This is a genomic window from Fimbriimonadaceae bacterium, from assembly GCA_019638795.1.
Taxonomy (GTDB): domain Bacteria; phylum Armatimonadota; class Fimbriimonadia; order Fimbriimonadales; family Fimbriimonadaceae; genus JAHBTB01.
The window spans coordinates 168,550-180,433 of record JAHBTB010000001.1 but is presented as its reverse complement, the minus strand read 5'-3'; the positions used below and the strand labels follow the sequence as shown (position 1 = coordinate 180,433).

At 64.0% G+C, this 11,884-nt stretch carries 12 protein-coding genes and 1 tRNA gene; 4 read left to right on the top strand and 9 right to left on the bottom strand.

Annotated features, from left to right (window positions below; translation table 11 throughout):
- Positions 1-22: 22 nt before the first annotated feature.
- Positions 23-107 (bottom strand) — tRNA-Leu (locus KF857_00855).
- A gap of 45 nt (positions 108-152) precedes the next feature.
- On the opposite strand from KF857_00855, the gene galE reads away from it, so the two are divergent.
- Entirely contained in the window at positions 153-1,151 is a 999-nt protein-coding gene (galE, locus tag KF857_00850; protein ID MBX3110530.1) for a UDP-glucose 4-epimerase GalE, read from the top strand.
- A 37-nt stretch (positions 1,152-1,188) separates the two neighbouring features.
- Positions 1,189-1,770, top strand: coding sequence for a bifunctional (p)ppGpp synthetase/guanosine-3',5'-bis(diphosphate) 3'-pyrophosphohydrolase (locus KF857_00845; GenBank protein ID MBX3110529.1), 582 nt, complete (start codon positions 1,189-1,191; stop codon positions 1,768-1,770).
- A gap of 15 nt (positions 1,771-1,785) precedes the next feature.
- On the opposite strand, the gene KF857_00840 is transcribed toward KF857_00845, so the two are convergent.
- Genes KF857_00840 through KF857_00825 form a run of 4 tightly spaced genes read right to left on the bottom strand, consistent with a single transcriptional unit; the run spans position 1,786 to position 7,014 of the window.
- The gene (locus KF857_00840; GenBank protein ID MBX3110528.1) at positions 1,786-3,369 is read right to left on the bottom strand and encodes a GAF domain-containing protein; all 1,584 of its coding nucleotides are present in this window, start codon (positions 3,367-3,369) and stop codon (positions 1,786-1,788) included.
- Positions 3,370-3,372: 3 nt separating this feature from the next.
- Entirely contained in the window at positions 3,373-4,599 is a 1,227-nt protein-coding gene (locus KF857_00835) for an insulinase family protein (GenBank protein ID MBX3110527.1), read from the bottom strand.
- Between the two features lie 57 nt (positions 4,600-4,656).
- Positions 4,657-6,135 carry an IMP dehydrogenase gene (guaB, locus tag KF857_00830; protein ID MBX3110526.1) on the bottom strand — a complete coding sequence of 493 codons (1,479 nt, stop codon included), beginning with the start codon at positions 6,133-6,135 and terminating at the stop codon, positions 4,657-4,659.
- Positions 6,136-6,186: 51 nt separating this feature from the next.
- Complete coding sequence (locus KF857_00825) at positions 6,187-7,014, bottom strand: helix-turn-helix transcriptional regulator (protein MBX3110525.1); 828 nt, start codon at positions 7,012-7,014, stop codon at positions 6,187-6,189.
- Between the two features lie 229 nt (positions 7,015-7,243).
- Here KF857_00825 and KF857_00820 point away from each other — a divergent pair, with 229 nt between their 5' ends.
- Positions 7,244-8,869: a hypothetical protein gene (locus KF857_00820; GenBank protein MBX3110524.1), complete on the top strand. Its 1,626-nt coding sequence runs from the start codon at positions 7,244-7,246 to the stop codon at positions 8,867-8,869.
- 20 nt (positions 8,870-8,889) lie between these two features.
- Here the strand turns inward: KF857_00820 and KF857_00815 are convergent, their stop codons facing one another.
- Positions 8,890-9,438, bottom strand: coding sequence for a GNAT family N-acetyltransferase (locus tag KF857_00815; protein MBX3110523.1), 549 nt, complete (start codon positions 9,436-9,438; stop codon positions 8,890-8,892).
- A gap of 76 nt (positions 9,439-9,514) precedes the next feature.
- On the opposite strand from KF857_00815, the gene KF857_00810 reads away from it, so the two are divergent.
- A complete protein-coding gene (locus KF857_00810; GenBank protein ID MBX3110522.1) occupies positions 9,515-10,117 on the top strand; it encodes a PEP-CTERM sorting domain-containing protein in 603 nt (200 codons plus the stop codon).
- A gap of 65 nt (positions 10,118-10,182) precedes the next feature.
- Here KF857_00810 and KF857_00805 read toward each other — a convergent pair whose 3' ends face one another.
- From KF857_00805 to KF857_00795, 3 genes are all read right to left on the bottom strand, one after another.
- Complete coding sequence (locus tag KF857_00805) at positions 10,183-10,845, bottom strand: PEP-CTERM sorting domain-containing protein (protein MBX3110521.1); 663 nt, start codon at positions 10,843-10,845, stop codon at positions 10,183-10,185.
- Positions 10,846-10,972: 127 nt separating this feature from the next.
- Positions 10,973-11,386, bottom strand: a complete 414-nt coding sequence (locus KF857_00800; protein MBX3110520.1) for a cupredoxin domain-containing protein — start codon at positions 11,384-11,386, stop codon at positions 10,973-10,975.
- Positions 11,387-11,431: 45 nt separating this feature from the next.
- The gene (locus KF857_00795; protein MBX3110519.1) at positions 11,432-11,857 is read right to left on the bottom strand and encodes a globin; all 426 of its coding nucleotides are present in this window, start codon (positions 11,855-11,857) and stop codon (positions 11,432-11,434) included.
- Positions 11,858-11,884 lie beyond the last annotated feature (27 nt).

Here is an 11,884-nt window from a genome sequence, read left to right as displayed (position 1 = left end):
CGGCCCCCGACCATCAAGAAAGTGGTGGGCAAGGAGGGACTCGAACCCTCACACCTTGCGGTACTGGAACCTAAATCCAGCGCGTCTACCAATTCCGCCACTCGCCCCGGCCAGCGGAAGGATACCGTCGCCAGGTACAAGGAGGGCACGGTATGGGACAGACGGTTTTGGTGTGCGGCGGGGCCGGCTACATCGGTTCGCACCTGGTGAAGGCCCTGCGCGAGGAGGGACGAGAGCACCTGGTGCTCGACAACTTCAGCAAGGGGCACCGCGAGGCGGTGGCGGGGAGCCCGGTCGTCGAGGCCGACCTGAACGACCCCGCCGCCCTCGCCGATGTCTTCGCAAAGCACGACGTCGGCACGGTCCTTCACTTTGCCGCCAGCATCGAAGTCGGCGAAAGCGTCCAGGACCCCGGCCCGTATTGGCGCAACAACGTCGTGGCCGTCCACAACTTATTGGGAGCGATGCGTGCCGCCGGGGTCGGCCAGTTCGTCTTCAGTTCGACGGCCGCCGTCTACGGCGAGCCCCAGCACGTGCCGATCCCCGAAGACCATCCCAAAGACCCGACAAACCCGTACGGTGACACCAAACTCGCCGTCGAGCGGATGGTGGCGGCCTACGGCCGGGCTTACGGCCTGCGGAGCGTCGTCTTCCGCTACTTCAACGCCTGTGGGGCCGACCCGGAAGGCGAACTCGGCGAAGACCACTCGCCCGAGACCCACCTGATCCCGCGTGTCCTGCTTGCCGTGGCTGGGCGGGCGCCGCAGATCACCGTGTTTGGCACCGACTATCCGACGCCGGACGGCACGTGCGTCCGCGACTTCGTCCATGTCACCGACCTGGCTTCGGCGCACGTGCGGGCCGTCGACCACCTGGGCGCCGGGGGCGAGTCAAAGACCTTCAACCTGGGTAACGGGACAGGGGCCAGTGTGAGGGAGGTGCTGGCGGCGGCAGAGGAGGTGACGGGACGTCCGGTGCCGGTCGCCTACGGGGACCGACGGCCCGGCGACCCGGCCCGGCTCGTGGCCGACAGTTCCGCGGTGCGTCAGGCCTGGGGGTGGTCGCCGCGGTATCCCGACGTCCGGGACGCGGTGCGCCACGCATGGGACTGGATGCAGGCCCATCCGCACGGTTACGCCGGCCGGCCGTGACAAATGCACCAGGATTGGGCGACGACTTCATGAAAGCGTGCCGGACGGGGTTAACTTTGACATGACCATGGACAAGTCCACGTCCAAGCTCCATGAGGCCGTCAAGTGGGCGTCCGAGGTGCATCTGGGGTTTGACCGGAGCGGAGAGGACTCGTTGCCGTACGTCACCCACGTGCTCGAGGTCGTCAGCGAGTTGCGCTATGTGGGCGGGGTGACTGACGAGAACATGCTCGTGGCCGCGGCCCTGCACGACATCGTCGAACAAGGCGGGGTGACGGCAGCGCAGGTGGCCAAGCGGTTCGGCACCGAAGTGGGTGGCCTTGTCGCCGAACTGACGCGGACCGAGCCGACCCCCGAGCAGATCGAGGGCCTGTCGGACAGGGAAGTCTACGACCTGCGCTCCAGGCTCTTGCTGGAAGACATCGGAAGGATGTCCAAACCGGCCCAGACGATCAAGCTGGCCGACCGGATCAGCAACCTCACCCATACCTTGCGCACCCGCAAGGGCGGAAAGAAGAAGCGCTATGTCAAGCAGACCGAGCGCATCCTCGCGACCATTTCGCGGAAGACAAACCTGGGCCTCTGGACCAAGCTGTACCGCATGGTCGTCGAGATTTGAGTCGCCGGAAACGGCCTATTCGGCCGCCTGGCGTTCAAAGGTGACCTGGCACACCGTCCACCCCAACCGGTCTTCCATTTCGAACTGCCCGCCCAAGGCGCCGACCAGCGACCGGATGATCTGCAGGCCCAGCTGGCCCCCTTTGGGGTCGAAGTCAGCAGGGAGCGGGTCGCCGTCGTTGCTCACCCAGACCCCGATCTTGCCGTCGGTTTCCTCGATGTTGATGTGTACCTCGCCCTTGTCGGTGACGCCAAAGCCGTGCTCGACCGCGTTGGAGATCATCTCGTTCAGGATCAGGGCGATCTGGGTCGCCTGGGTCGTGTTCAAATAGACCTCGTCGCCGCGGACGCTGAAGGCAATGGACTTGCCGGGCAGCAAGAACGACTGCTGCATGTGTTGGCCCAGACTGCTCGCGATGCTCTTGATGCTGACGTGGTCCAGGTCGTCCCGGCTGAGCAGTTCGTGGACGGCGGCGATGGCGAGGATACGGGACAAGCTGTCGCCCAGGGCCTCTTCGAGGGACTTGTAGTGCGACTGCCGGATTTGCAGGCGGAGCAGAGAGGCGACCTGCTGGAGGTTGTTCTTCACCCGGTGGTGCATTTCCTGCATAAGGGTGTTGCGGACCTGCAACTTGGCATGTTCGATGCTGACGGCGGCCTGCTTGGCGAGGGTCTCCAACATTTCGACCTCGTCTTCGGCAAACTCGCGGACTTCGCCGGTGTAGCAGGTGAGCACACCGACGGCGCGGCCCTGGATCGTCAGCGGGACGCACACCATGGAGCGGAGCCCCTGCTCCTCGGCGAGGTCGTGGCCAATGTAGTCAGGGTCGGCCTGCACGTCCTCGACAATCATCGTCTGGGCTTTCTCGATGACGCGCCCGGCGATGCTTTCGCCGAGCCGGATCGCAGGTTTGCGCTGGTAGGCCTTGTTCGTCGCCTGGGTGGCGCGCAGGATGAGTTCGTTACGCTTCTCGTCGAGCAGCCGGACCGTCACGACCCGGTAGTTGAACCGACGGGCGACGACGTTGACGAGGAGTTGGAGGATCTCTTCCAGGTAAGGCGAGTCGCTGAGGGTGCGCGTGACCTCGCTGAGGGCACCGAGCCGGTTACTTTGCAGGCCTGCCTCATAGGCGCTGCGAAACACACTCACGGCCAGGGCGATGTCGTGGGCCAGGTCGGTCGCGGCTTGGAGCTCTTCCGGGGTAGGGGCCCAGGCCTCCAACCGTCGCCACAACGCCACTCCGAGGGGGCTCTCCACCGACCCGACGAGGACACCGAGGGCCGACTGGAACTCTTCGTCGCGGGTGCCCGGCATCGGGCGGTAATGCTTGTCGCTTTGGAGGCTCTCGGCCACCACGACCGGGCCCCCCGATTTGACGACCTGACCGACGAGCCCGACGCCTCGCCCGATGCGGACGCGGTGGATCAGGTCGCGCATGGTCGTGCTCGCCCGCAACACAAGGCTCCCGCTTGGCCCGACCAGAAGGAGGTCGCACGAGTCGGCGGTGAGGGTCTCCGCCATCAGCCCGGCGCACTCGGCCAGCAGGCCGTCCTCGGAGGACGCCGAACACAACGACGCGCGGGGGTCAGGACGGTCCATGGGTCAAAACGGGCCGATCGCCGTGGTCCGGACTTGCTCCTCACCAAGGATCCGCCGGGCCAGCCCGACCACCTCGGCGGCCGTGACCGCGTCGATCTTGGCCTTGGTCTCCTCCATGGGGATATGGCGCCTGTGCACCAGTTCGTTTCTGGCCAGCCGCATCATCCGGTTGCTCGTGCTTTCCAAGCCGAGGACCATGTTGCCGCCAATGAGTTTCTTGGCTCGGGTGAGCTCGCCTTCCGTCGGGCCGTCAGCCATCATCTTGTCAAACTCGGCCCGCACGACCTCGCGCACCTGCTGCCAGGTCTCCAGGCCGGTGCCGCCGTAGACGGTGAACGCGCCTCCCGACGAGTAGGCCATGTGGTAGCTGCCGATGCTGTACACCAGCCCGCGCTTCTCGCGGACCTCCTGGAAGAGCCGGCTGCTCATCCCGCTGCCGAGGACTCCGTCGAGGATCACGCCGGCGTAGAGGTCGTCGTCATATTGGGACGTGCCCCGGGTGCCGATGCAGAAGTGGACTTGCTCCACGTCCTTGGCCACGAGGTTGTCGCCCGCCGACGGGGTCGGTCGGGCGAGCGGCGCGTCGGCCTCACCGGCCGGTAGGTCGCCCAGAGCCTGTCCGGTCAGGCGGACAAACTCGTCGTGGTCCACCTTGCCGGCCGCGGCGACGACCAGGTTGGCCCCCACGTAGCGGCGCGCGATGTAGTCCTTGAGGTTCTTCTGCTCAAATCCGCCGACCGACTCGCGTGTGCCGATGACGGGCAGCCCGAGTTCGTGGTCGGGCCAAAGCCCTTCCAGATGGAGGTCGTGGACATGGTCACCGGGTTCGTCTTCGCTCCGCTTGATCTCCTCGATGACGACCCCTTTCTCGGTCGCCAGTTCCTTAGGGTCGATGAGGGAATGCCGGACCATGTCGGTCAGCACGTCCAGTCCGTTGCCCGCGTCCTCGGCCAAGGTGCGGCAGTAGTAGCAGGTCTGCTCCTTGTCCGTGAAGGCGTTGAGCATGCCGCCACGGCCCTCGATCGACTCGGCGATCTCTTTGGCTGTCCGCTGGGGCGTGCCCTTGAACAGCATGTGCTCGATCAGGTGGGTGATCCCTGCTTCGTCGGCGTTCTCGTGGGTGCTTCCCGTGCGGCACCAGACGCCGATGCTGGCCGAGCCGACGTGGTCGATCCGCTCAGTGAGGACGCGGACACCGTTGGCGAGGACGGTTTTCTGGATGGGTTCCATGGGGTGGTTGCCCTGGGATGGTACCGGAGCGACCCCGTGGACGAGGGCGGATGGGGGCTAGTCGCCCTCACCGCCGCCATAGGGCGACGAGTAGTTCGGTGGCTCCTTGGTGATCCACACGTCGTGCGGGTGCGACTCCCTGAGCCCGGCGTTGGTGATTTTCAGGAACTCAGCCCCTTCCTGCAGGGCCTTCAGGCTCGACGCCCCGACATAGCCCATGCCGGACCGCAGGCCGCCGATCATTTGGGCCATCGTGTCGGCCAGCGGCCCCTTGAACGGCACCCGGCCCTCGACGCCTTCGGGGACCAGGGTGGCCCCTTTCTCCTTGACGGCGAAGTAGCGGTCGCTTGACCCCTGCCGCATCGCCCCGATCGAACCCATGCCTCGGTACACCTTGTAAGCGCGGTTGCGATAGATCTCGATTTCGCCCGGGCTCTCTTCGCACCCCGCGAACATGTTGCCCATCATCACCGCGCTGGCTCCGGCCGCAAGGGACTTCACCACGTCGCCCGACGACCGGACGCCGCCGTCGGCGATGGTGGGTATGCCGTGTTTGGCCGCTTCCTCGCAGCAGTCGAGGACGGCGGTGAACTGAGGCACGCCGACGCCGGCGACGATCCGGGTCGTGCAGATAGAGCCCGCGCCGATACCGAGGCGCAGGCCGTCGGCGCCGAGGGCGACCAAGTCACGCACCCCTTCCTTCGTGGCGACGTTGCCCGCGATGACCTTGAGGTCGGGCAACTTCTTCTTCAGCATCTTCACGCACTCGCGTACACCGACGCTCTGCCCGTGGGCGGCGTCGATGACGACGAAGTCGACGCCCGCCTCGAACAGGGCCTTGGCACGCTCGTACGGTTCGCGGAGCGGTCCGATCGCCGCCCCGACGACCAGCCGCCCTTTGGAGTCCTTCGTGGCGTTGGGATGCCGCTTCACCTTTTCGATGTCTTTGATCGTGATCAGGCCCTGGAGCTTGCCGTCGGCGTCCACGATCGGGAGCTTTTCAATCCGGTGCTCGGCGAGGAGGGCTTGGGCTTTGTCGAGGTCGGTCCCCGGCGACGCGGTGACGAGGTCTTTGGACGTCATCCGGTCGGCAATAGGCAGTTCAAAGTTGGTCTCAAACCGGATGTCCCGGTTGGTGAGGATGCCGACCAGGTGCCCCGCCTCGTCGGTGATGGGGACGCCGCTGATGTGGAACCGCTCCATGAGCGCGGTGGCTTCGCTCAGCTTTTTGTCGGCGGTCAGCTTGATCGGGTTGGTGATGACCCCGTGCTCGCTCCGTTTCACGCGGTCAACATGGTCGGCCTGGGTGGCGATGTCCATGTTGCGGTGGATGACGCCGACGCCGCCTTCGCGGGCGATGGCGATGGCGAGCCGTGACTCGGTGACCGTGTCCATCGGGGCGCTGACGATCGGCACGGTCAGACGCACCCCGGGCAGCAGGTCGGTGCCGGTGTCGACCTCGTTCGGCAGGATGTCTGTGCGCTTAGGAACGAGCAAGACGTCGTCGAAGCTGAGGCCTTCTTTGAATTCCGGCATAGGGGTTGCGTTTCAGTATGGCACTGGGTCGGCCGCCCCCGGGCCGGACGGTCAGCGTTTGTCCAGGGTTGACGAGTAGGTCTTGACCCGGAACATGTCGACCTGGACCTGGTGGTTGCGGATCGCCCGGGGCGAGGCGCCCAGCCGGTCGCGGACGAACCGGTTGAAATGGTGGGGGTTGGGATACCCGCACGCCGCGCCGACCTGCTTGAGCGACAGGGTCGTCGTGGTCAGCAGGTGGTGGGCATGCTCGGCGCGGACGTCACGGACATATTGGAGCGGCGTCTTGCCATGGACGGTGACGAACAACCGGTTCAGCTGGCCCTGGCAGATGCCGACGCTCTTCGCGAGGTCACCGATTCGGATCGGCTCGGCCAGGTTCTCGGCGACGAGGCGCTCGGCCGCGGTGACGTAGACGTTGCGCTCCCCGACCGGCGGCGGCACCGCCACCGCCCACAACAGCGCCTTGGCGACAACCTGTGCGCTGGTCCGGCTGGTCTGGATCCGGCTCAGGGCACGCCTCAAGTTGACGTTCCACACCCGGCCCTCCTCCCCCAGTCTCGTGTGCAACGGCAGGGCGACTTCGTCTTGGGGGCTGTCCGATGCCCGAAAGGTGAAGTACACGATGGTGCGGGTGGTGCTGCCGGCCGACCACGAGACTTCGTTGTGGCTCCCCGGCGGGACGATCACCAGGTCATTGCCTTCGACAGGGAAGACATCGGCGTTCATCGTGAAAGTCCCCTTGTCCTCCAGGAGTAAGGCTTGGAACAGGCCGCGGGGCTGGGCCCACGCCTGGGTGTCTGCATCGTCGGCGAACGCCCCACAGGTCGGGATATCCAGGGGTTCGGCCAGGGACGTCAGGGAGAATCGTGCCGGCATGACAAGCTGTGGATCATATTTTTGATCACTTCTAGGAATGATACGTCGGTGATTGGCCGATCTAGCTACTCTACCATACTGTAATCTGGCTCAAGAGTGATCAATTCAAACACTTGATTGACCAAAGCCTGTACGGGGCACCGCGAAGAAGACGAAGTCGCGATAGTATCCAGGCATGCGGTGTGTTCGCCAGGGCAAGAGGGGAATGTTGGTGGTCGGTCTGTCCGCTATGGCATTGAGTTGCTTGGCGGCTCCCGGGTACTTCTACCGGCAGGGAATCCCCGACTACGACCAAAGGAGGGGTGTTCTGCCCAACGACGGCAACATGTATTGCGTGCCGACGTCATATGTCGATCTGGCGCGGTACATGAGCGACAACGGCATGTCCTCCATGTCCGGAGGGTATTGGGACGATTATGTCGGCAACGACGGCCTGATCTTTCTCTTCGGGTACCTGATGGCTACCAGCGCGACAGACGGCACCTACTCGCACCCGGCGTACAATGCGTTCTTCACGTGGACAAGCAACCACACCTCGCTGCTTGTTATCCACACCCTCTATGGGCCGAGTTTCAATTGGGGCAAGAACACGATCCGCAACCGCCTGCTTGATGGGTCATTGTGCCGGATCGGATACGGACGCTACAAACTTTATGGTGGATCATGGCATCGTGACGGTGGGCACAGCTTGGCTCTTGCGGGATATGACTTTAGAGGAAGTGTCGACGCCTTTTTCCTCCGCGACCCGGCGACAGACGACGGTGATCTCTATGACCAGTCAGATTTTCACGTCGAGACCTACGAGACACGGAACATCACCCTGACGACGGCCGGCCACGGGAAGAGGACGCTGGCCCTGTGCACACTGTTCACCGGTGAGAACAACGACAAGCGGCACGTCTACGACAACATGCACTGCATCCTGCCCGTCTTCGCGGGCTGGTTCAACACGACGGCGTACAACGACTCCATCAGCCCCAAGCCGGTACCCGGTAAGGGGCAGTCCCGATTGCCTTCGTTCACCAGTGTCTCGCCGTGGAACTTTGGTGACCCGACGCCCCGGACGCTGACCTTCGACCCCGCCGAACCGGTTGTCGACTGGTGCTACGACATCGGCTCGCTGGGCGTGTTCTATTTGACCGACACCGGCAAACTGTTCTATTGCAACCTGGTGACCGGCGAACACTATCTGGTCACCTACGTGCCCGGAGGGCGCAAAGTCGTCGTCGCCGGACCCTCGCTGGACGTCTTCGTACTGACCACGACGAACAACGGCGACCGACTGGTCCGGTTGGAGCGGGACGACATGACCCTGGAAGAGGGCCGGCTGACGAGGAACGTGATCCGGCGTCAGTCCGTCAGCCTGCCCGGCGACGCCGCCGCGATGGACGTCGACACGTCTTCCCGCGGTGTCGCCCTCATGTCCAAGGGCCTGGACAAGGTGTGGATGTACAACGAAGGCCTTGTCCCCCAAGGTTCGACAGCGGTGACCCCGCCTCCGGGTGACGGTGAAGTGGTGTTCCGCATCGACCCGGCCCGGAACGAGATCGTCTATGCCCGGCGCGGGGCCCACCAGTTCTTCGCGGTGTCGCGAAGCGCCACCCACGGCCCGCGCATGTCGCCCTACGCGGCCCACGGTATCGAGTCGATCGAACTGACCGGTGACGGCAAGGCCATGGTGCAGGACGGCGGTGTCCTCAGGACGTTCGACGCCGCGGGACTGGAGGTCGTGACGCAACTGACCGGCCTGAGCGTGATGGGCCAGGCCAAGCTCATCCGGTCACACGTCGCCGCCGAACCTGAGACGATGGTCGGGCAAGAATGGCGTGACGTTTTCCCTCAAGAAGGGGAGTGAGGGAGCGAAGAGGCCCGGCGTCAGCCGGGTCCTCTTTCTGTTTGTCGCCCGCCCGATTTTCCGCATGGCAGGGGCATCGCCAAGACGACACTGAGCCCTCCGCCGGGCCAGGTGTGCTGACCAACCTGGGTCAAGCCCCACCGCTCGTACAGGGCGATGAGCCGGGCGGCTTCCCGGTTCGTGTCGCAGGCGAACTCCCGGGCCCCTTGGGAGACGGCATGGGCCATGGCGGTCTCGAAGAGGGCCCGGCCGACGCCGCGCCCTTTCCAGGCCGGGTCCACACCGAACTGCCCAAAGTACCAGAGTCCGGGGCGGTCGTTGTAGTAGGCAATGCTGTTCCCTGCTCCGGGGTAGACCGTCACCGTACCGATCCAAGCCTCGCCGTCCACGGCAAGCCAGGTTGTCCCGCCCTCAAGGCGCTCCCGCGTCACGGAAGCGTCTTGGCCCACGGCGGTGAAGTAGATGTCAGCCTGGCCCCATTCCGCGTAGGCTGAGTGGAGCAGATCGGTCAGCCGTTCCACCGAGTCGTCGTCGCACCAGGGTCGGATGGTGAAGTCAGTTGTCGTCATACGTATATTTGCCTGTTTTCCGCACCGCGATCAGTTTCTTGGGTGCAGGTATAGGTACCTGAAGTAGAACTGAGGAATGAGGAGATATCTGCTTGTACCTGTGCTTGTCATTTCCGCCCTGGGCTCGGCCACCACGACGTTCTACACGTCTGAGGTCACTTGGCTAGGGGCTGTCACCAACGTGTCCAACTACGATTTTGAGGGAATTGCTGACGCAGGCTCCTTCGTCTACTTCGGGACAGGGCCTATGGGTAACGGCCCGGCCACATTCACCAGCGACGTCGACGGAATGTTCGTGGTTGACAAGACATATGGTGGATCTGGCTACTTTAACAGCCTTGCGTCCTGTCTCTCTGCGCAGATCACGGCGACCAACGTCCACATCGACCTCGGAGGCGGCGTGATGGCGATGGGGCTCGTCTACGACAATTGGAGTGCCGCCGACGTCCCCGTGTCATTGAGTGACGGGTCGAGCACTTCGGTGGCCGGTGGTGGCATTGGTACCGAGAACTTTGTCGGATTCATCAGCGACGGCCCGATCACGGGAGTCGATTTAGGGCTGACTTCGGGGGACGTTCTGAACATCGAGCGGTTCAGCGTCGCTTCCGTTCCGGAGCCGTTCTCCTTGGCGGTGCTCAGTGCCGGAGCACTGGCGCTTTCTCGGCGTCGTCGCCGGTGACCGGTGACAATCGACGGCCCGTCTTGATCAAGCAAGACGGGCCGTCGAACTGTTGAATGCCGCCTTCAGCGCTTCCGACGCCGGGCCAGGGCCAGGCTGCCCAGACCGATGACGGCCATGGTTGCCGGCTCGGGGACCGATTGGGCGGTTTTGAGGCCGACCGTAAAGCCGTGCCAAGACTCGGGGTTGTCAATGTCCCAGTTGAGGGTGCTGAACGGCCCGTCGAAAACGACGGTACCGTTGCCTTCCCGTCCTTCGAGCCAGTTGGAACCGGTGGTGATCGACTGCCCACCGTACTCGGTGCCCGGCCCACCGGCGATAAAGTTCAGGTCTTGGTCAAAGGTGTACCGGACGGCCTGCCCCGGTTGGCCTAGGCTCCACACGGCAAACGCGAGGTGGTCCACTGGCTTGTCAAAAGTCAGTGAATAGGCCCCGGTGGTGAGGATCTGGACGATCTGGTGGTCGGAACCGGCTTGCCCTTCGTAGGGCGCGTTGTCAATGACGACGCCGTCACGATAGGACGTGACCGGAGTCCACGAGGGATAGCTCGACAGGACGTTGTTGACCGACCCGGACAGGTGGACGGCGGTGGCGCCGTTCGAGGTCGTGATCACGCCGTCGGCCGAGTTGCTCGTGAACGAGTTCCACTTGATCCAAGAGTAGGGGTCGGCATGGGCCGTCGCCGCAATGGCGCCGAGGGCAGCAACGAGAAGAAGACGGACTTTCATCGTCTTCAATGTATTGCAAGTTAGCCCCCGACCAGGGTGTCTTGAGAACAACTTGTCAAGGATTCAGGATAAGTCTCGCAATTCTGCTGTCATCAGCAGCAATGCGAGCCGAAGAAAATGATCAAGGTTATTCGACAACGATCTTGCCTTTGATCATGTCCATACTGCAGGCATAGTCGATCGTGCCGGCGTCTTTCGGGGTGAATTTGACGGTGGTCTTTTCGCCGTCCTTCAGGTGTACCGTCTGGTCGATCACCTTGAAGACGACCGTCTCGGCGCAACTGCGGTTCTTGGTGTCGAAGACGAGCTCGACGGGCTGTCCCTTCTTCACGTGGACCTCGGCGGGCGAGAACTTGCCGTCGACCGACACCGTCGCCATCTGGACACCTGCCTCGTTCGTGGTCGCTGAGACCGGTGGCTCCTCCTTTTTCACGACCGGCTTGTCTCCCTCGACGTCTTGGGCCGAGGTGTCGACCGGGGCGGGCGACCCGCAACCGGCGAGGAGGGCGAGGGCGAAAATGGGGACGACGAGCGTCTTCATGGCGACCAGTGTAGCGGATCGCCCCGAGGGGGTGGGGAGTCGGGTTCAGGCGGCGGCGTTCATCTTGAAACCCATGCCCGCCGCCAAGCCGCGCACCATCTTGTCCCACGCGGCGACCTCATCCTTTCGAAAATGGAGCTCGGGCAGCTCGCGCAGGGTGGCGATGACGGCGGCGCGAAACACGACAAAGTGGACGCCGTGCACTCCGTAGCCACGATGTCGGGCCCCAAGCGAACGGAGCTGGGCCTGGACCTCGTCGGGCTTGTCCACGTTGGCGACGATGCTCTCGAGCATCTGCATCAGCAAGGCGCGTTGGGCCTGCATGTCGCTCGGGAACAACTTTCTCAGTTCCGGCGCAGCATCGAACATCTTCGCATAGACCTGCTCGGCGAAGGCGTCTGCATGAGGGGCCAGCTTGGCGAAGCTGGTGCGGAGCACATCAGTTTCACCGGTCTCGGGCCAGGACTGCACAAGGGGAGTGTCGGCATGCTGGGATGG

Bases quoted from the DNA above. Each gene is read 5' to 3' on its own strand.
- galE (MBX3110530.1), top strand. From the start codon at position 153: ATGGGACAGACGGTTTTGGTGTGCGGCGGGGCCGGCTACATCGGTTCG.
- KF857_00840 (MBX3110528.1), bottom strand. From the start codon at position 3,369: ATGGACCGTCCTGACCCCCGCGCGTCGTTGTGTTCGGCGTCCTCCGAG.
- KF857_00835 (MBX3110527.1), bottom strand. From the start codon at position 4,599: ATGGAACCCATCCAGAAAACCGTCCTCGCCAACGGTGTCCGCGTCCTC.
- guaB (MBX3110526.1), bottom strand. From the start codon at position 6,135: ATGCCGGAATTCAAAGAAGGCCTCAGCTTCGACGACGTCTTGCTCGTT.
- KF857_00825 (MBX3110525.1), bottom strand. From the start codon at position 7,014: ATGCCGGCACGATTCTCCCTGACGTCCCTGGCCGAACCCCTGGATATC.
- KF857_00820 (MBX3110524.1), top strand. From the start codon at position 7,244: ATGGCATTGAGTTGCTTGGCGGCTCCCGGGTACTTCTACCGGCAGGGA.
- KF857_00815 (MBX3110523.1), bottom strand. From the start codon at position 9,438: ATGACGACAACTGACTTCACCATCCGACCCTGGTGCGACGACGACTCG.
- KF857_00810 (MBX3110522.1), top strand. From the start codon at position 9,515: ATGAGGAGATATCTGCTTGTACCTGTGCTTGTCATTTCCGCCCTGGGC.
- KF857_00805 (MBX3110521.1), bottom strand. From the start codon at position 10,845: ATGAAAGTCCGTCTTCTTCTCGTTGCTGCCCTCGGCGCCATTGCGGCG.
- KF857_00800 (MBX3110520.1), bottom strand. From the start codon at position 11,386: ATGAAGACGCTCGTCGTCCCCATTTTCGCCCTCGCCCTCCTCGCCGGT.